Raw genomic sequence first — 19,746 nt, 5'->3', positions numbered from 1 at the left:
ATACCTAAGCTAATACATTATTGCTGGTTTGGCGATGGACAGATGAATGGCTTGCACGAGCGGTGCGTGGCATCATGGAGAAAATACTGTCCCGATTATGAAATCAAGCTGTGGAATGAGAGTAATTCCAATCTGGATAATGCCTATTGTCGCGCGGCGATCAAGCAAAAAAAATGGGCATTTGTCGCCGATTGGGTTCGTTTTGACGCACTGGTGGCGCATGGCGGCATTTATCTGGATACCGATCTTGAGTTGATCCGTCCGATTGATGAATTATTAATTGGCGTGGACTGCCTGCTGGCACGTGAAAGCAAGCGTTCAATTGCCACCGCATTTATCGCCTGTCAGGCTGGTGATTTAACGATGCAGCATGCGCGCAGTCTTATCGCTGATGAGCTAAGCAAGCGCCAGATGTTTGCCACTTCGCCGCATATCCTCAAACGTGCGGTCGCCCTGGCGGGGGAGGAACATAGCAGGATTCTGACGCCCAAGTCGTTTTATCCGTTTAATCCGTATGATCCTGATATCGCGCGCAATCCCCGGCAATTCATGTATGCGGATGTGACGGCGGAAACTTATGGCGTACATCACTATGGATTACATGGTTCCTGGGCTGATGGGCGCGTGCAGCGGCTTCTATCCCGTGCCTTGGCAAAACTTGCCATTCGCCGTAAATGGCAAATTTCCTTCAATCCTTTTCCGGGAAATTGGAATTAATTATTTGATATTTGTTCGCTTGTTGGTTAGTCATGCTTAAAGCGCTATATTTATCCATATTTCACATTTCATTTTCGTAAATGGTTGCTTAAGTCGCATTCCATGCGGCTCTGCGCGTATATATTTTTTTGTGGAGTGGTTGTCTCCAAGCGACAGTTATTTACAATTCCTTGGTGTATAGTGACGGCTGAATGCAACATTAATCAGGTTTTTCTGGCACTGCCGTTATTCCCTGTTGCCGTTTTAATTGAAGAAGTTCCCCCCTTGAGTCCGATATGTTCACTGGTGATTGTCACCGGCAAGCCTGACTGCAGTCGGGGAGGCGCTTATCATGCCCTTCACCTCTATATCAGGAGATATCAAATGCCTACAAGAATAATGTCCAGTTCGGGCTTGCTGCTGGCCAGCCTGCTGGTGACTTGTTTGCCCAGCCGGGCGGACTGGGTCATGTCGGCCACGCCAGGCATCGTACGCCCTGCGCCAGATCAATTACAGACGCAGCCGCAAAATCCCCCTTCCATCACATGGGCGCGTCATCGGACTTATCCGGCGCAATATGTCGTTGAAATCCAACGTAAGGGCGGGACGACGACGTCCTATACCGTCAGCCGCAATTTCATCCTGCTCGCGCAGCCGCTGGAGGCTGGCCAGTATGCGTGGCGGGTGCGTCCTCTGAGCACGGTCATCGACTGGTCGGATTGGCGTGGTTTCATGATTGATGCTACGTCCAAACAATTTGTCGTGCCCGAGAATAGTAATATTGGTACGGCGATACTTGCCCACCCACGTCCGCGGCAACTGGCGACCAACTTCCAGCCGGCAAGCACCTGGTCCGCTGCCATGCGCGCAGACCGCGGCGGAGCCCTTGCCAAGCTCACTACCGAGGTGAATACGCGCATGATTTCACTGGCGCCGGTATCCAATGCGACCTTCCCGACCTTGTCATCGACGGCAGGCGCTGCGGCGGTTTCCGCGCAATATACGCTGGTGTCGAATACGATGGGTGGCGTGATACGGCAGCTTGAAGCCGCAGCGCTCATGTATCGGCTCACCCTCGACAAGAAGTATCTGCAAGAAGCCATTGCGCGAGGCGACCAGATCGCTTCGCTCAATCCCGAGGGGGCAACCAGTTTTGCATCGCAAGACCAGGTGGCGCGCATGATGTCGCTGGTGCTGGCCAAGGGGGCCGACTTGCTCTGGAATGAGCTGGACGCGCCACGGCGCAAGGCCTGGATGGACATGGCGGTTCTGCGCGCGCGCCCAATCTACAATAATCTGGCGGTGGCCAATGGCCGGCTCGACCAGACACCGCTGGACTCGCACGGTATCGAGGCACTTGGCTACCTGAGCCTGATTTCTGTCCTGGCACTGGGCGAATCGCCTGAAGCGAAGGTCTGGCTCGATTTTGCAGTGCGCTCATATGCGCACTTGATCCATGTCTGGAGTGGCGCCGAAGGGGGCTATTCAAATGGCACGGCGTATGCGCAATACACGATCGACATGCAGATGCAGGTGTGGCAACCACTGGCCCAGGCAACCGGCATCAACCTGTTCGAAAAACCGTGGGCAGCAGGCTTTGCCAATTTCTTCATGCAATTCACTCCGCCTGGCACCCCTAGCCATGTGTTTGGCGACGTACATGAAGGCGTGCCTGATCAGGCATTGATGAAGGCGTTCATCTCGCGCCAGAAAACGCCCGCTGCGGCGTGGTTTGTCAGCAACACGGTGGGGGAGGAAAGTCCGCTTACGTTGCTGCAGGCGCCGTACCCCCTGCCAGTGGCGACAGTGACAACCTCGGCGCCGCCGCCGAATGCAATGCTGTTTCCAAGTATCGGCTGGGTGGCCATGCATAGCAGCATGGCCGATCGGGCGCGCACTTCCGTTTTCTTCAAGTCCAGCCCGTATGGCTCCTATAACCATAGTCATGGTGATCAAAATAGCATCGTGATCAACAGCGGCGGCCGCAAACTGCTGACGGAAGCCGGTTATCAGGATTATTTTGCGTCGCCGCAAGCGATGAGCTGGTATCGCACCACCAAGGCGCACAATGCGGTGACGGTCGATGGCGGGCTGGGCCAGCCAGTCGCCGGTACGCTGGAGTTGCTTGATCGCAAGGGGCGCATTACTGCCTTCCACACGTCGCCGACGCTGGACTATGCCGAAGGCGATGCCTTGCCCGCTTACAACGGGTTGTTGACGACGGCATTGCGCAAGGTCTGGTATTTGCGCGGGCAGGATATGGTGGTTGTGCTCGATACGCTCGCTTCTGCGACACCGCGTATTTTCGAATGGAACCTGCATGCAGCCGCGCCCATTACTTTTACCGCTACCAATGCGGCGAAGATCGTCAACGTTGATCGCAGCCTGTGTTTGCAGTCATTGTCGACTGACGGCACGGCGCTGGCCAAGCGTTTGAGTCCACCATCGAAGGCCGGTACGGTAGAAGACCACGCGGCCTTCCTCAAACCGACTGCGGCATTGAAAGGCGAGTTTCTGGTGGTGCTCGATGTGGGGTGCAAGGGCATCAAACCACAGCTGACGCAAACGGCGACAGGGCGACAGCTCACCATAGGCACGCAGACTATCGTCTTGCCTTGATGTAAACTTGATGACAATGCCGGCGCAACGCCGGCATTGTTGCAAGTGTGGTTGCGGTTCTACGATATGGCGCGCGCCGGGATGCCGACCGCAGTGGCGCCGGCTGGCACGTCGTGCAGTACTACCGCATTGGCGCCTATCTTCGCGCCGCGGCCGATCGTAATGGGGCCCAGGACACAGGCGCCCGCACCAATTTCCACATCGTCTTCGATCACCGGCACCTCCAGCAGTCCAGCGCGTCCACCGATGGTGACGTTCTGCGATATCTTGACGCGGTCGCCAATGACGGCACGTGCATGCACCACGATACCCAGCCCGCTATACGCCAGCAATACGTCACTGCCCATTGTTACGCCTGGCGGCAGCACCACGGCAAACAGCATGCGATTGAGCACATACAGCATTCTTGGCAAGAACGGGATGCGGTGACGGTGTAGCCAGGCAGACAGGCGAAATATTCTTAGCATGGAGAGCGCGGCCTTTTCAAGTTGGCGATGTATGACGGCGGCGTGGCGTCGGTAGACGGCAGCGTAACCGGATAGCTGGTGAAATTGCAATGAAATATCGGATGTGTGGCCAGTTGCCCTGTACACTTTGTTCTGCAGTACGACTCATGTTGCTGAAGATATGGTGTAACTGACATTGTTCCCAGGCATGGATGGTATAATTATAATAATTTTATGCCATTTATGATAATATTTTTCGTCCTCGACGATTGATTCACCCTGCCTCTGCGACTATTCATACATGTTTCTCAAAATACTACAGCTCGTGCCTGAGGCATTGCCGACTTTTCGCCCGGATGTGGCTGTCCTGTTCGGTAAGTATCTGCCCCGCCATCAAGTCGTCTGTGATCTGGTGGGGACGGCGGACAGTACGCCATTCCAGGAGCAGAACTTTGCCTCGGCGCAGCGGCCCCCCTATCACGCCAGCCGCCTGCGGCGCGAATGGTCGTTCATCAAGTTGGGCCTTCGTAGCCTGTTGTCGGCCCGGCGTGGCGATTGCCATATTATCCAGGTACGCGACATGGTATCGATCGGCCTGCTTGGAATGTGGATTGCCCGTTTCAAGAAAATTCCATTTACCTATTGGGTCTCATACCTGATGTGCGAAGGCCGCATAGAAAACGCGCGCCATCAGCTGGCTCGCCGGCCCAGCCTGCGTCAGCGGCTGGTACTGCTCAAAGGATTGTTGGAGGCGCAACTTCTATACCGGTTCGTCTTGCCGGGGGCCAAGCACATCTTCGTGCAAAGCGATGCCATGCGCGACTATATGATTGCAAAAGGAATTCCCGCCGAGCGTCTGAGTGCCGTGCCGATGGGCGTGGACATGGAACTCATGGAAGGCGCCCCCCGATCGAGCCGGCGTCCGGAAGGCTGGCAGGACGTACCGCTGCTCGCCTATCTGGGGACCCTGGACAAGTCGCGTAATGTGGAACGCATGATCGATGCGCTCCAGTTGTTGCGCGTAAGGGTTCCGCGTGCCTGTCTGTTATTGATCGGCGGTTCGCCCTATGCCCAGGATGAGCAGGACTTGCTGCAGCACGCGGCGCGTGCCGGCCTGTCCGACGCCGTGCGCATTACCGGGTGGCTGCCTTCGGCGCAAGCCTGGGAATTGCTGCTGGGCGCCGATCTGGCGCTGTCCTATATTCCGCGCGGAGTCCGCTACGATGTCAGTTCCCCGACCAAATTACTGGAATACCTGGCGCTGGCAATGCCGGCCATCGGCAATGACAGCCCCGACCAGGTGCAGGTGCTGGAGGCCAGTCAGGCAGGCTGGCTGACGGCCAGCGTGCCGGCCGCCATGGCCGGCGCCATGGCCGAAGTGCTGGCCGACCCGGAACGCGCCCGCCTGCGGGCCAGCCGTGGGCCGGCGTATATTGCCAGCGCGCGCAGCTATGCCATCATTGCGGCGCAAGTTGCTCAGCGGTATCGCCATATCGCAGCCGCCTAGGCTTTCGCCATGTAACGAGGGCAAAGGAGATCAATGGATGGGAACTTTGTCGCCAGTAAATAGCACGCCGTCGCGTGACGGGGTGCTTGATGGATTTCGCATGGTGCTGGCCGTCATGGTACTGGCTTTGCATGCCGGCAGCGCGGCTGTGGGAGAGGGGGCTTATTTGACGGTCAACGGCCTGTTCCGTATAGCGGTACCCGTGTTTTTCATCATGAACGGCTATTATTTCAGCAAGGCATGTACGAACCGGGCCACTTTTCTTTCATGGGTGAAAAAAGCCGCAGGTATTTATGTATTCTGGATGGTGTTGTATTTGCCCTGCTATCTGCATCCGCAGACACTCTCCGGCGCGACTGCCTGGGCCATGCTGTTTGCCACGATGGTGATGGGGTATCACCACCTCTGGTATATGGCGGGTCTGATCTGTGGGGGGATCTTGCTGTATTGCTTGCGTGAGCAGGCAAGCATCCGTCTTGCCGCAATGGCGACCATCTTGTTTGTCATGGGGGGCTGCCTGCAATATTGTCGCGTTTATCACAATTTCTCATCGTCTCTGCTACAAAATATCGTGGCGTTGAACTGGACGTCTCGTAACTTTTTGTTTTTCGGCTTCCCTTTCCTGTGTGCGGGTTTCTTGATTGCCAGGCATGCTTGGCGTCCGCGAGGTCTGACGGCGATGGCGAGCGTTGCCGCTGCCGCATTGCTTCTTGTTGTGCTGGAATCGCATGCGAACTATCGCTTGCAAGGCGCAACGAAGAAAAGTTTCGACATGCTGTTTGCCCTGGCCCTGGCCGCACCAGCATGCTTTATGGTGGCACTGCACGCCCCCTCGCACGGCAGCATGCTGGCTTCCAGAATGTCATCCGCAGTCTACTTTATTCATCCTGTTTGCCTGGCCTTGGCCGTCTATTGGGGATGGCAAGACTGGGGAAGCCTGACCTTGGCAGGGCTGTTCCTGTCGCTGCTAGCCAGCCTGCCGTTGATGCTGCTGGCGCGGCGCTGGCGCTATATTTTGTAAGTTGCACGACTGTCCCGCACCGCGAGGATGGTTCTGTTATTAATGACTTGGGATAATCGGTATGCTTGCTTCTATAAAAAAAATGCTTGCTGCACGGCGGGTACGTCGTTTTGAGCAGATGCTCCGCGGGCGCGGCGTTGCGCTTGGCGAAAACATTCGTTGGGGGAATTTGAAGACCATCAGTATCGATGTCACACGCCCAACCTTGCTGGAAATCGGCGCGGGAACGACGATCAATTCCGGCACGGAGATTCTGACGCATGATTTCGTCACCAACCTGTTCCTGGATTTGCATGGCGACTTCGTGAATTCCTCGGGGAGGGTGGTAATCGGCCGAAATGTGTATTTTGCCCGCAATTGCACCGTGCTCAAGGGCGTGACCATCGGCGATAACTGCGTGATCGGCTATGGGGCCGTCGTCACCAGGGACGTGCCGTCTGGCGCGATCGTGGCGGGTAATCCGGCGCGGATTGTCGGAAATGTTGAACAGTATTATGAAAAACGCAAAGTCAAATGTGTGGCAGAAGCCTTTGAGTATGCGCGCAGCATCCAGGAACGGCTGGGGCGGCGTCCTGTCGTGGAGGATTTCTGGGAGGAATTTCCGTTGTTCATGGACGGCGACCAGCTGGACGACCGCGTGCCGGTGAAACGCCAGCTGGATCGGGCCTATCCGCGGTATGTAGCGAATCACAAGGCGCAGTTCGCGTCCTTCGAGGCTTTTCTCCATGCCGCCGGCATACGCGACTGAACACTATTTCCGAAAAGCATGTCCTTTAGCCTTTCTCCAGCTTTTTTCTCCGGCGCAAAGTGATGTCGCTCGCACACTGGTTACATGATTAACTAGATTGCAAAAAAATAATTTATAATATGAAAATGATTACTGTGATGTTGCTTGGACCGTCCCTTGATGCGGTCAGTGGAGTCAGTACCCATCTGAATCAAATGTACCGATCCAGCTTGTCGCGAGATTTTCATCTTGTACATTTCCAGGTGGGCAGCGAAGGACGCGGGGAGTCCGCGCCAGGAAAATTGGTGCGTCTGTTGACCAGCCCGTTTCAATTTGCCGTATCGTTGTTGCGGAAACGTCCCGATATTGTCCATGTGAACACGTCGATGGAGCAAAAGAGTTACTGGCGCGATATCGTGTACGTATTTATCGCCAAACTGATGGGCAAACAAGTCGTTTATCAGGTGCATGGCGGCGCGCTGCCAGAGGATTTTTTTGGCAATCGGCCATTGCTTACCGGACTATTGCGCAAGGTGTTGCGTTCTGCTGACAAGGTCGTGTTGCTGGCGCAAACGGAATTGCGCGCCTACCGGCATTTTGACGAAGCGCTGCCGTTGGCGGTGATACCGAATGCCATCGATATCGCTGACGATCCGCAGGACAAGCGGATGCATGCTCGCCCCTTGCTTCTGGTCTACGTGGGAAGGCTGGCGGAAAGCAAGGGCCTGTTCGAACTGCTGGCGGCCCTGGCCATGGTTCGCTCTGCCGGGGTGACGGCGACATTGAAGATCGCCGGCAGCGGTCCGGCCGAGGCCTCCTTGCGGGCGCGGGCCGCCGAGTTGGGCTTGCAAGACGCCGTAAGCTTCCTCGGGCCGGTGTTTGGCAAGGAGAAAGACCAGTTGTGGAAATGTGCGGATGTATTTGGGTTTCCCACGCATCATGAGGGCCTGCCCTATGCGTTGTTGGAAAGTATGGCAGCCCGTACGCCGGCGCTGGTGTGTCCGGTGGGCGCCATTCCCGACGTGATGCAGGATGGCGTGCACGGCTTTTTCGTGGCACTGCGCGATCCACAGGCACTGGCGCAGGCTATTTTACGGCTCGATGGGGACCGTGCCTTGCTGCAAAGCATGGGCCAGGCCTGCCGCTTGCGCATCGAGAGCCAGTATTCGCTGGAGCGCCTGGCGCAGGATTTCCGCGACACCTATGGCGCACTGCGTCGATAAGATTACTTTTCAAGAGGCTGTTATTCATGTGTGGTATTGCTGGTTTCATTCTCCCCGCATCTGTTCCTGGACAGCGTGACATCATGACCTCGATGGGCGCGGCGATTGCTCATCGTGGCCCCGACGATACCGGCATACTCGATGTCGCCACGGGCAATGCACAATATCGTGTCGGCCTGGTGCACCGGCGCCTGTCGATCATCGATCTGGCCACCGGCCACCAGCCACTGGGCAATGCCGATGGTTCGGTGCAAGTAATTTTTAACGGTGAAATTTATAATTTCCAGCCCCTGCGCGAGCAACTGATTGCACTGGGACATACGTTCAAAACCGCATCCGACACGGAAACCATCGTGCACGCGTATGTGCAGTGGGGCGAGGAGTGCGTGCGGCATTTCCGCGGCATGTTTGCCTTCGCCATCTGGGATGCGCGCCACGACCGCCTGTTTATCGCGCGCGATCCGTTCGGCAAGAAACCGCTGTTCCTGTGCGAGCACGCAGGCGGCTTGCTGTTTGCCTCGGAAATCAAGGCATTGCTGGCCGTTCCTGGTGTGGCCGCGCAAGCTGACGAGTCCGCCATCTGGGATTATTTTGCCTACCGCTATGTGCCGGGTCCGGCAACCCTGTTCCAGGGGATACGCAAGCTCGCGCCTGGCTCCACCCTGACATGGGAAAATGGCGCACTGCGCGAACAGGTGTATTTCACGCCTGCCGACAGCCGGCCGCGCGTGACGGCACCGTTGCCGGCCGACCCCGTCGCCACTTTTCTCGACAAGCTCGATGAGTCCGTGCGCATCCGCATGATTTCCGACGTGCCCTTCGGCGCTTTCTTGTCCGGCGGCATCGACTCGTCGGCCGTGGTCGCGCTGATGTCGCGCCATGCGGACATGCCCGTGAAAACCTTTTCCGTCGGTTTCAAGGAGGGCGGCTTCAGCGAGCTGGCGTATGCGGCCGATATCGCGCGGCAATTTTCCACAGAGCACCATGAGCTGGAAGTATCGGTCGACCAGGTCATCGCGCTGTTGCCCGACCTCGTGCGCTTCCGCGACGCCCCCGTGGCCGAGCCATCAGACATTCCCATCTACTTGCTGGCGAAGGAGTCGCGCAAGACGGTGAAGATGGTCTTGACGGGCGAAGGCTCCGATGAAATCCTCGGCGGCTACCCGAAGCACGTGTACGAACGCTATGCGGGCAACTACCAAATGCTGCCGGGTCTGCTGCGTCACGGCTTGATCGAGCCGGCCATCGGCGCCTTGCCGTACCGTTTCCGCCGTGCCAAGACGGCCATCGTGAACCTGGGCCTGGAAGCGTTCGACGAGCGCATGCCGCGCTGGTTCGGCATGATGTCCGACCAGGAACGCGCGCGCCTGGTGGCCATGCCGGCGCCGTCGCGCCAGCGCGATCCCTCGCTGGGCTGCGGCAGCGCCGGCAACAGCGCCTTGCGCCGCATCCTGTGCTTCGATCAGCGGAGCTGGCTGCCAGACAATCTGCTCGAGCGGGGCGACCGCATGACCATGGCCGCGTCGCTGGAAGCGCGCATGCCCTTCATGGACCACGAACTGGCCGCGTACGTGTCGAGCCTGCCGGACGAGTACCGCGTGCGGGGCCGCACCACCAAGTGGATCTTGCGCGAAGCCATGAAGCAGTTGCTGCCGCAAGCCATCCTGGAACGGCCGAAGGTGGGCTTCCGCGTGCCCGTCAACGAATGGTTCCGCGGCCCCATGAAGGATTATCTGTACGAGCACCTGACGGGCGCCGAGTCGCGCACGCGCCACTATTACCATGCGCAAGCCTTGCAGCAGGTGCTGGCCGAGCACGTGGCCGGGCGGCAAAACCACGAGAAGCTCCTGTGGAGCTTGCTTACCCTGGAAATCTGGCACCGCCAGTATCTGTGAGATGTCCATGCTGAGCAACCTGTCCTGGAAACTGAACCGCTTGCGCGCCATGGGGGCGCCCGAGGTGGCGCACCGTGTGCGCGATGCCGTGCAGCAGCGGCTGCAGGCGCGCGGCTATGGCCTGGCGCATGTACCGCCGCCCGCCGTGCGCCAGCGTTTCGGCGCGCCATGGCTGGGCCTGCCCATCGATGCGGCGCCGCACCTGGCGGCCGCCGAACGCATCCTGGCGGGCCGCTTCGATGTCTTCGCCCTGCGCGATGCGGACCTGGGTTTCCCGCCCCAATGGAACCGCGATCCGAAGACGGGCACCGTGGTGCCGCTGGGCTTTGGCAAGACGCTCAATTACCGCGATGAAGCGGTGGTAGGCGACATCAAATGCCTGTGGGAACCGAACCGCCACCTGGCTGTGGCCGACCTGGCGATGGCGTACCGCCTCGGTGGCGACCTGCGCCATGCGCGCGGCGCGCAAGCCTTGCTCGAATCGTGGTGGCAGCAGTGTCCGTATCCGCTGGGGCCGAACTGGAGCAGCGCGCTGGAACTGGCCTTGCGCCTGGTCAGCTGGTCGCATGCGTGGCATTTGCTCGGTGGCATCAATAGTCCCTTGTTTCAGGGCGCGCAGGGGCAAGCCTTCCTGCAGCGCTGGCTCGACAGCATCTACCAGCATTGCCATTTCATCGCCGGCCATTTTTCGCGCCATTCGTCGGCCAACAATCACCTGTTTGGTGAATTGACGGGCTTGCATATCGCGGCGGTCACATGGCCGTGCTGGCCAGAAAGTGCCGGCTGGCTGGCGCAGACGGAACGCGAGCTGGAAGCGCAGGCGCTCAAGCAAAACGGCCCGGATGGCGTGAACCGCGAGCAAGCGATTTATTATCAACACACGGTGGCCGATGAAATGCTGCTGTGCGTGCTGGCGGGCCGCGCCAATGGTCGGCCCCGCTCGGCCGCCTTTTGGCAGCGCCTGGAAGCCATGCTGGACTTTATCGCCGCCATGACGAACGTGGCGGGCGAGGTGCCGATGATCGGCGACGCCGACGACGCGCTGCTGGCGCACTGGGACAAGGCGCCGGGCGCCAATCCCTACACCTCGCTGCTGGCCAGCGGTGCAGCTCTGTTCGGCCGCGCCGACTTCAAGGCCAAGGCGCGTACCTTCGACGAGAAAAGCGCCTGGCTGCTGGGCGAGGCGGGGCGCCAGGCGTTTGATGCCTTGCCGGACGCTGCGCCGGATACCTTGCCGCGCGCCTTCCCCGAGGGCGGCTATTACGTGATGGGCGCCGGCTTCGGCACGCCCGCTGAAGTGCGCTTGACCGCCGACGCCGGTCCCCTGGGCTACCTGGGCATCGCCGCGCACGGTCATGCCGATGCGCTGGCGCTGACCTTGTCCGTGGCGGGCCAGATGGTGCTGGTCGACCCGGGCACGTATGCCTACCATACGCAAAAGCAGTGGCGCGACTATTTCCGCGGCACCAGCGCGCACAACACCGTGCGCATCGATGGCCGCGACCAGTCCGAGTCGGGCGGTAACTTCCTGTGGCTGCGCAAGGCCAGGGCAGAGTGCCTGACGTGGCGCGATGATGCGGATGGGCAATTCTGGAGCGCCAGCCATGACGGCTACCTGGGATTGAAAGATGCCGTGCTGCACCGGCGCGACGTGCGCGTGGCGCCCGGCGCCGCGCTGATCGTGGTCGACGATGTGCTCGAATGCGAGGGCGCGCATGAGGTGGAGCTGTTCTGGCACATCGATCCCCGCTGCCGCGTGCAGCTGGACGGCCAGGTGCTGCGCGTGGCGGGCGACACCTTCTCGCTGGAAATGCATTTGCCGCCGTTGCCGGATACCTCCGTGCAATTGGTATGCGGCAGCGAAGCTCCGCCCCTGGGCTGGGTTTCGTACCGCTTCGATGAAAAACAGGCTGCGCCTGTGGTGGTCTGGCGTGGGCGGCTGCAAGGTGCGGCCACCTTGCGCACGCAGTTTCACCTGAGTTTGGCTACCCCTGATCTGTCAGAAAATACGAGGAAAACATGAAAATTAGCATATTTGGTTTGGGTTATGTGGGTGCCGTTTCGGCCGGTTGCCTGGCAACGGATGGACACGAAGTCATCGGCGTCGATCCGAACAGGACCAAGGTTGAGCTGATCAACCAGGGCACTACGCCCATCATTGAAAAAGACATCGGCGAGATGATCGCCGCCACCGTGAAGAGCGGCCATTTGCGCGCCACGTTCGATGTGCGCGACGCCGTCTTCGGCTCGGACATGTCGCTCATCTGCGTGGGCACGCCCTCGCAGCTCAATGGCAACCTGGACCTGAGCCACGTGCGCAAGGTGTGCCAGGAAATCGGCGCCGCCATCCGTGAAAAGGACAGCTTCCACGTCGTCGTGGCGCGCTCGACCATGCTGCCCGGCTCCATGCGCTCGCTCGTCATTCCGACCCTGGAAGCGGCGTCGGGCAAGGTGGCCGGCGTCGATTTTGGCGTGTGCAACAACCCGGAATTCCTGCGCGAAGGCACGGCCGTCTACGATTACTACAATCCGCCGAAGACGGTGATTGGCGAATCCGACGAAAAGGCTGGTGCGCTGCTGGTGCAGCTGTATGAAAAGATGGACGCGCCGCTGGTGCGCACGGATGTGGAAACGGCCGAGATGGTCAAGTACACGGACAATACCTGGCATGCCGTGAAAGTGGCGTTCGCGAATGAAATCGGCAACATCTGCAAGGCTGTCGGCATCGATGGCCACACGGTGATGGAAATCTTCTGCCAGGATACCAAACTGAACCTGTCGCCGTACTACATGAAGCCGGGCTTTGCCTTCGGCGGCTCGTGCCTGCCGAAAGACGTGCGCGCGCTGACCTACAAGGCGCGCAGCCTGGACCTCGATTTGCCGCTGCTTAACTCCATCCTGCCGTCGAATCAGCGGCAAGTGGAAAAGGGCATCAAGATGATCGTCGACAAAGGTGCGCGCAAGGTGGGCATCCTGGGCTTCTCGTTCAAGGCCGGCACGGATGACTTGCGCGAGTCGCCGCTGGTCGATGTCATCGAGTATCTGCTGGGCAAAGGTTACGAACTGAAGCTGTACGACAAGAACGTCAACTTGGCCGCCTTGACGGGTGCCAACCAGGATTACATCCTGAACATGATCCCGCATATTTCCAAGCTGATGGTGGACAACATGCAGGACGTGCTCGACTTTGCCGACACCATCGTCATCGGCAATGGCGCAGCCGAATTCAAGAGCGTGCCGGGCAGCCTGAAGCCGCACCAGCACATCGTCGACCTGGTGCGCATCAGCAAGGAACAAAGTGGAGAGCAGTATGACGGCATCTGCTGGTAACACCGTGGCAGGCCAGCCGCGTCGCGTGCTGATCCTGGTGGAAAACCTGCCGTCGCCATTCGATCGGCGCGTGTGGCAGGAAGCGACCACTCTGCATGCGAACGGCTATGAAGTGTCGATCATCTGCCCGACGGGCAAGGGCTACGAGTCGCGCTACGAAGCCATCGACGGCATCCATATCTACCGCTACAACCTCCCGCTGGAAGCGGAAGGGGCGAAGGGCTACCTGGTCGAATATTCGCTGGCGCTGTTCCACACTTTCCGCCTGGCGTGGAAGGTGCATTTCGCGCGCGGCTTCGACGTCATTCACGCCTGCAATCCGCCCGACCTGTTGTTCCTCATCGGCGGCTTCTTCAAGTTGACGATGGGCAAGCGTTTCCTGTTCGACCACCACGACATCAATCCGGAACTGTACGAAGCCAAGTTCGGCCGGCGCGATTTCTTTTATAAATTGATGGTGCTGTTCGAGCGCTGGTCGTTCAAGAGCGCCGACGTGTCGATCGCCACCAACGAGTCGTACAAGAAGATTGCCATCGAGCGGGGCGGCATGAAGCCCGAGGATGTCTACGTGGTGCGCAGCGGGCCCAAGCTGGACCGCTTGCGCGTGCTGCCGCCCGTGCCGGAACTCAAGAAGGGCCGTAGCTACCTGGTCGGCTATGTAGGCGTGATGGGCGCGCAGGAAGGGATCGATCTGCTGCTGCAGGCGGCGCAATACATCGTGCAGACCTTGAAGCGCGAGGATGTGCAGTTCGGCCTGGTGGGCGGCGGCACGTCGCTGGAGCAGATGAAGCAGATGGCGCAGGACATGGGTATCGCCGACTACGTGACGTTTACCGGGCGCGTGCCGGACCAGCAATTGCTGGAAATGCTCAACACGTCCGATGTGTGCGTGAACCCGGACGTGGCCAACGACATGAACGACAAGTCGACCATGAACAAGATCATGGAATACATGGCGCTTGGCAAGCCGATCGTGCAATTCGACCTGGTCGAGGGCAAGGTGTCCGCGCAGCAGGCGTCGCTGTATGCCTTGAAGAACGACCCCATCGACATGGCGCGCAAGATCGTTGAATTACTCGACGATCCCGCCCGCCGCGAGCAGATGGGGGCGTTCGGCCGCCATCGCGTGATCAACGAGCTGGAGTGGGAATATGAAGCGCCCAAGCTGCTGGCCGCGTATGCGCGCCTGTTTCCCGCCGCCACGCCCGCCGTTTCAGTGACCTTGAGCAAGGATGGCGGCGGATAGCTCCGGACAACAGCGCCGTGCGCGGCCTGCTGATCGTCTGAAGGATTATAGTGTCGAGCGTGCATGCTCCTCAATAAACTGTTTGCGAAGTGAAACCATGAAAATTTATCCAGTCATCCTGTCCGGCGGTTCGGGCACCCGTTTATGGCCGCTGTCGCGCGCCGTGCTGCCCAAACAGCTGTTGCCGCTGGTAACGGACAAGACCATGCTGCAGGAAACGGCGCTGCGCGTGACCAGCCTGCCCAACCGCCGTGCCGGCGATAGCGGACTGGCCGATTTCGAGGTCATGCCGCCGCTGGTGGTGTGCGGCAATGAGCACCGCTTCATGGTGGCCGAGCAGCTACGCGAGATCGGCTTGCCGCCGCTGGGCATTTTGCTCGAGCCCGTGGGACGCAACACGGCGCCGGCCGTGGCCGTGGCCGCGCAATACCTGCTGGCCATCGACCCGCAGGCGCTGATGCTGGTCTTGCCGGCCGACCATGTCATCACCGACGTGGCTGCGTTTCACCAGGCTATCGCCCAGGCGGCGCTGCTGGCGGCCGATGGCGCGCTGGCTACTTTCGGCATCGTGCCGACGGCGCCGGAAACGGGCTATGGCTATATCCGCAGCGGCGCGCCCGTGGCGTCGGGTACGGCTGGCTGCAAGGTCGAGCGCTTCGTGGAAAAGCCGGACCTGGCCACGGCGCAGTCGTTCCTGGCCGCCGGTAACTATTTCTGGAACAGCGGCATGTTCATGTTCCGCGCCGAACGCTATCTGGGCGAGCTGGGGCAATTCCAGCCCGCCATGCTGGCCGCCTGTGAAACGGCCGTGCGCGACGGCTACCGCGACCTCGATTTCTGCCGCCTGGAAGAGAAAGCCTTCGCCGCCTGTCCATCCGATTCGATCGACTATGCCGTCATGGAACATACGGCGCATGCGGTGGTGCTGCCTGCCGCCATCGGCTGGAGCGATGTCGGCTCCTGGTCGGCCCTGTGGGAAGTGCAGCAGGGTGATGCCAACGGCAACGTGGTGCGCGGCGACGTGTATCTCGACGGCGTGAGCAATTGCCTGGTGCGCGCCGAGCGCCGCATGGTGGCCGTGCTGGGCGTGCAGGACTTGATCGTGGTGGAAACGGACGACGCCATCCTGGTGGCGCACAAGGACCAGGTGCAGCGCGTGAAACAGGTGGTCGATCACTTGAAGCAGGCGGGGCGCAGCGAACACGTGCAGCACCGCAAGGTGTACCGCCCATGGGGCAGTTATGAAGGCATCGATATCGGCGAACGCTTCCAGGTCAAGCGCATCACGGTCAATCCGGGCGGCAAACTGTCGCTGCAGATGCACCATCACCGCGCCGAACACTGGGTGGTGGTCAGCGGCACGGCGCAAGTCACGTGTGGCGAGAAGGTGACTTTGCTGACGGAAAACGAATCGACCTACATCCCCATCGGCATGACGCACCGCCTGGAAAACCCGGGCAAGCTGCCCTTGCACTTGATCGAAGTGCAGTCGGGCAGCTACCTGGGCGAAGACGACATCGTGCGCCTGGAGGATGTCTACCAGCGTGCCTGAGGTGTGGTTTTTGCGATGCCAGCACCGTGAAACTATTGGCTTAAAGAATGATGCTATAAAGTAACTTTTCATTAAACAATAGTTAACATAAAAAATTGCTTTATGCTATGATTCTGCCTGGTTTGATCAGATAACTCATGCGGACGCGCTGGCGCGTCCGCATTTACGCTCAGTGGAATCGCATGAAGAAAAATACGTATTCGGTGCTGGCCGCGCTGGCCTTTGCCGGCTCAGCTTTATTCGCGCAGGCAGCCTTTGCCGCGCCTGTCGACATCAGTTCCACGCCTGGCGCCGTCAATCTGGCAGCGGGCGGTTCGCTGACGTTCAGTGACAAGTTCAAAAACAATCAAAAGAGCAATTTTTTCAATGACCTGTTCACGTTCAATGTGGCACAGGCCAGCGACCTGAGCGTGGTACTGAGTTCGCGCAGCAGCAGCGCGACGAATGGCCTGAACCTGACGGGTTTCGGCTTGTACAGCAGCGTTGGCAATACCTTGCTGCTGGGCGGCGATCAGTTGTTGACCGGCATCGATGACAAGTGGACCCTGTCGTATGCCAACCTGGCCGCCGGTTCCTATTACTTGAAAGTCAGTGGCAATGTGGTGTCGAACACGGGTGCGGCTTTCAGTGCGAATGGCAGCTTGGTATCGGCCGTGCCTGAGCCAGGTACGTATGCGATGTTGCTGGCGGGCTTGGGTCTGCTGGGCTTCATGGCACGTCGCCGCCAGAATGGGGCTTGAGTCCTGCCTGGTTGATTGGCATCCTCGTTTGCGTTTCCTTCCCGCAGCTGGCCTGAGCCAGTTGCAGTCCTCTTGGTGAAAAGTATGAAAAAATTCCTGAAATCCCTGTTTGTGGCCGCCATGTTTGCCGGCAGCAGCCTGGCAGCCCATGCGGCGCCGGTTGACCTCAGCCACGCGACTGTGGATCTGACGCAAGATTTGCTCGATTATTCCAGTAGTGAGCTGCTGGGCTCGTTTTCGCTGGCCTCAGGCCAGTTGGCCGGCGCGGGCAATAACTTTTTCAGCGACAAATTCACGTTCAGCGTGACGGGCTTGAATGACCTGAGCGCATTGGCGACGTCGCTCAAGCCGAGCGCCAACTCGGGCCTGACCCTGACCGGCTTCAGCCTGGGTAATGCCAGCGGCATTCTGTTTCATGGCGCGCTTGACCTGATCAACTTCACGGCGCAAGACCAGGCATGGTCGCTGCAGTCCGGTTCCACGCCTTTGGCTGCTGGTAATTACTTCCTGCAAATTGATGGTTATGTTGCCTCGCCAACTGGCGGCAGCTATAGCGGCATCCTGGCCGTCACGCCGGTACCGGAACCGGAAACCTACGGCATGTTGCTGGCGGGCCTGGGTTTGGTGGGATTCGCGGCACGCCGCCGCAAGCTGCAAGCCTGAAGATAAAACATTCTGGATATGAAACGGAGGCTGCGGCCTCCGTTTTTTTTGCCGCCGGCCGACGTGGGGCTATAATCGTCACGCACAGTGGGCGGCTGCGGCACGGCTGCTTCGATCTTCCTCAACGACGATATTGACCTTGCATAAATTTCTCTTCCTTTCGCTGGCGTTGGCCGCTGGCATCGCCCATGCGGATGCGCCATCCATGCCGCCGGGATTGCATGCCGCGCAATTGGCTGTCGTGATCAATGACGCCGAACCGAACAGCATCGCGGTGGGCGAATATTACCGCCAGGCGCATGGCATTCCTCCTGCAAACGTTGTGCACGTGAATATCCCGAATCGCCCGCGCAAGCTCAGCGTGGATCAGTTCGCGCAGTTGAAGGAGCGCATCGATGCGCAATTGAAGCCCCATATCCAGGCCGTGCTGATGGTGTGGAGTGCGCCATATGCGGTCGAATGCAATTCCATCACTTCCGCCTATACCCTGGGCTACGATGCGGGGCAATGCGCGAAGACGTGTGACGCCGGCAAGTCCAGTAGCTATTTCAACAGCAATGTGCCGCAACCATTTACGCAGATGGGCATGCGCCTGTCCATGCTGCTGCCCATCGATTTTGTGGAAGAGGCCAAGGCCGTGGTGGATCGTGGAACGGTCAGCGGTTTTTCCGTGCCTGCCGCCAGCGCGTATTATCTGACCACCAGCGAAAGTGCGCGCAACAGCCGTGCCGCTTTTTTTCCGCCTGCCGGGATTGTGCGCCAGCGCAAGCTGACGGTCAGGAACCTGAAGGCCGATGTGCTCGATGGGGCGCAGGACATCATGGTGTACCAGACGGGCATGGCCAAGGTCGCCAAGCTCGACACCTTGCGCTTCCTGCCTGGCGCCCTGGCGGATCACCTGACTTCGTTCGGTGGCGATCTGCAGGGGACGGCGCAAATGAGCAGCCAGCGCTGGCTGGAGGCGGGCGCGACGGCCAGCTACGGTACCGTCAGCGAGCCGTGCAACTACTGGCAAAAGTTTCCCAATTCGACGGTGTTGCTGCGGCGCTACCTGACCGGCATGACGGCGCTGGAAGCGTACTGGGGCAGCGTGGCCTGGCCCGCGCAAGGCCTGTTTATCGGCGATCCCCTGGCGGCGCCGTATGCCAGGTTCCGGCGCTGAGATGGTGTTGATCGATGAAAAAAAAGGCTCTTGCGAGCCTTTTTTGTTATGCCTTGCGGCGTGCGGCAAAGCCCAGTAAGGCCAGCCCAGCCATCAGCATGGCCCAGGTTTGTGGTTCAGGAACGGCAGGAATGGGAGGGACCAATGGGACGGGCACCGTATTGCGGCCCGTATCGATACCGCCGCCGCTGCCACCGCCACCCACGCCGCTGCCGGCTGGCAAACTGCCGCCGCTGCTTGAGGTTGAGCTCAGCAATTGCGTAACGTCTTCCGGCACGTTCTGACGCACGAGCGAGGGTGCGTGGTAGCCATCCCAGCTGGGAAACTCGTCCGCAGTGGCCGCATAGGTAAACTGGTCGATATTGCTGCCAGAGTTGCGGCTCTTTAAGCCTTTGCCGCCCTGGCCGCCATTCATGCCACTCAAACCAGCATCGTCGAACAGGCCAAGCGAGTGCGTGCGTCCGGACTGAGCTGGTTTGCTCAGGTCGGGCGTGGCGTCATTGCCGTCATATTGCTTTGTCTCGCCGACACCGTCGTTGCTGCGGACATCAATGCCGATATAGCCGTCGATCAGCCGGCATGAGCTGTAAGTGCTGTCCATATCGTCATTTTTGTTTGCCTTGCCACCGGCGCTGTTGCCGCCGGCAGCCTCGCATCGTTTCTGTTGTTCCGCCCCGGTTTGCGCGCGCGCGTTCTGCGCGTTAACTGTCGCGTGTGTCAAGGTCAACAGCGTGACGAGTAAGAATGATAATTTGAAACTGATCGGTGTGGTCATGTTTGATCTCGCGGAGTTATTGCTGACAGCGTGTGCTGTCTTCGTTGGGCCAATGCGGTACATCGCTGTTGCTGTGCACAGCTGAAAAACAGGCATGGGTTGGGCCCGATACGTTTTCGACTGTATTGCTGGTACCTGGAGTAT

General features: G+C 59.4%; 16 protein-coding genes. 14 read left to right on the top strand and 2 right to left on the bottom strand.

What is annotated here, in order from left to right:
* Window positions 1-42 precede the first annotated feature (42 nt).
* Both O3297_RS20355 and O3297_RS20350 read left to right on the top strand, forming a co-directional pair.
* A complete protein-coding gene (locus O3297_RS20355) occupies window positions 43-717 on the top strand; it encodes a glycosyltransferase family 32 protein (RefSeq protein WP_052140108.1) in 675 nt (224 codons plus the stop codon).
* Window positions 718-1,095: 378 nt separating this feature from the next.
* Window positions 1,096-3,315 carry a heparinase II/III family protein gene (locus O3297_RS20350; RefSeq protein ID WP_305049817.1) on the top strand — a complete coding sequence of 740 codons (2,220 nt, stop codon included), beginning with the start codon at window positions 1,096-1,098 and terminating at the stop codon, window positions 3,313-3,315.
* 59 nt (window positions 3,316-3,374) lie between these two features.
* On the opposite strand, the gene O3297_RS20345 is transcribed toward O3297_RS20350, so the two are convergent.
* Window positions 3,375-3,908: a serine O-acetyltransferase gene (locus O3297_RS20345; protein ID WP_305049816.1), complete on the bottom strand. Its 534-nt coding sequence runs from the start codon at window positions 3,906-3,908 to the stop codon at window positions 3,375-3,377.
* A gap of 154 nt (window positions 3,909-4,062) precedes the next feature.
* Between O3297_RS20345 and O3297_RS20340 the strand changes: the two genes are divergently transcribed.
* The 12 genes from O3297_RS20340 (at window position 4,063) to O3297_RS20285 (ending at window position 18,827) form a co-directional block, all read left to right on the top strand.
* Window positions 4,063-5,268, top strand: a complete 1,206-nt coding sequence (locus O3297_RS20340) for a glycosyltransferase family 4 protein (RefSeq protein WP_305049815.1) — start codon at window positions 4,063-4,065, stop codon at window positions 5,266-5,268.
* A gap of 37 nt (window positions 5,269-5,305) precedes the next feature.
* A complete protein-coding gene (locus O3297_RS20335) occupies window positions 5,306-6,289 on the top strand; it encodes an acyltransferase family protein (RefSeq protein WP_305049814.1) in 984 nt (327 codons plus the stop codon).
* Between the two features lie 61 nt (window positions 6,290-6,350).
* Window positions 6,351-7,037: an acyltransferase gene (locus O3297_RS20330; RefSeq protein WP_305049813.1), complete on the top strand. Its 687-nt coding sequence runs from the start codon at window positions 6,351-6,353 to the stop codon at window positions 7,035-7,037.
* A 119-nt stretch (window positions 7,038-7,156) separates the two neighbouring features.
* Complete coding sequence (locus O3297_RS20325; protein ID WP_080753338.1) at window positions 7,157-8,239, top strand: glycosyltransferase family 4 protein; 1,083 nt, start codon at window positions 7,157-7,159, stop codon at window positions 8,237-8,239.
* 26 nt (window positions 8,240-8,265) lie between these two features.
* Window positions 8,266-10,134, top strand: coding sequence for an asparagine synthase (glutamine-hydrolyzing) (gene asnB, locus O3297_RS20320; RefSeq protein WP_305049810.1), 1,869 nt, complete (start codon window positions 8,266-8,268; stop codon window positions 10,132-10,134).
* 7 nt (window positions 10,135-10,141) lie between these two features.
* Window positions 10,142-12,157 carry an alginate lyase family protein gene (locus O3297_RS20315; protein ID WP_305049809.1) on the top strand — a complete coding sequence of 672 codons (2,016 nt, stop codon included), beginning with the start codon at window positions 10,142-10,144 and terminating at the stop codon, window positions 12,155-12,157.
* Entirely contained in the window at window positions 12,154-13,464 is a 1,311-nt protein-coding gene (locus O3297_RS20310) for a nucleotide sugar dehydrogenase (protein ID WP_034782139.1), read from the top strand. Before O3297_RS20315 ends, O3297_RS20310 begins: the two co-directional genes overlap by 4 nt.
* A complete protein-coding gene (locus tag O3297_RS20305; protein WP_305049808.1) occupies window positions 13,445-14,710 on the top strand; it encodes a glycosyltransferase family 4 protein in 1,266 nt (421 codons plus the stop codon). Before O3297_RS20310 ends, O3297_RS20305 begins: the two co-directional genes overlap by 20 nt.
* 97 nt (window positions 14,711-14,807) lie before the next feature.
* Entirely contained in the window at window positions 14,808-16,262 is a 1,455-nt protein-coding gene (locus O3297_RS20300; RefSeq protein WP_305049806.1) for a mannose-1-phosphate guanylyltransferase/mannose-6-phosphate isomerase, read from the top strand.
* 182 nt (window positions 16,263-16,444) lie between these two features.
* On the top strand, window positions 16,445-17,002 hold the full coding sequence (locus O3297_RS20295; RefSeq protein ID WP_034782143.1) for an FxDxF family PEP-CTERM protein: 558 nt from the start codon (window positions 16,445-16,447) through the stop codon (window positions 17,000-17,002).
* 84 nt (window positions 17,003-17,086) lie between these two features.
* Window positions 17,087-17,665: an FxDxF family PEP-CTERM protein gene (locus O3297_RS20290; protein ID WP_305049803.1), complete on the top strand. Its 579-nt coding sequence runs from the start codon at window positions 17,087-17,089 to the stop codon at window positions 17,663-17,665.
* Window positions 17,666-17,804: 139 nt separating this feature from the next.
* Window positions 17,805-18,827 (top strand): TIGR03790 family protein, encoded by a 1,023-nt coding sequence (locus tag O3297_RS20285; protein ID WP_318526564.1) that lies wholly within the window; start codon window positions 17,805-17,807, stop codon window positions 18,825-18,827.
* Window positions 18,828-18,873: 46 nt separating this feature from the next.
* Here O3297_RS20285 and O3297_RS20280 read toward each other — a convergent pair whose 3' ends face one another.
* Window positions 18,874-19,602 carry a PEPxxWA-CTERM sorting domain-containing protein gene (locus tag O3297_RS20280; protein WP_070282754.1) on the bottom strand — a complete coding sequence of 243 codons (729 nt, stop codon included), beginning with the start codon at window positions 19,600-19,602 and terminating at the stop codon, window positions 18,874-18,876.
* Between the last annotated feature and the right edge of the window lie 144 nt (window positions 19,603-19,746).

It is taken from the genome of Janthinobacterium sp. SUN128, assembly GCF_030587275.1.
In the GTDB taxonomy this organism is placed as follows: Bacteria; Pseudomonadota; Gammaproteobacteria; order Burkholderiales; family Burkholderiaceae_D; genus Janthinobacterium; species Janthinobacterium lividum.
Note: the sequence above shows the minus strand (reverse complement) of the source record. Positions and strands in the feature narration are given on the sequence as shown.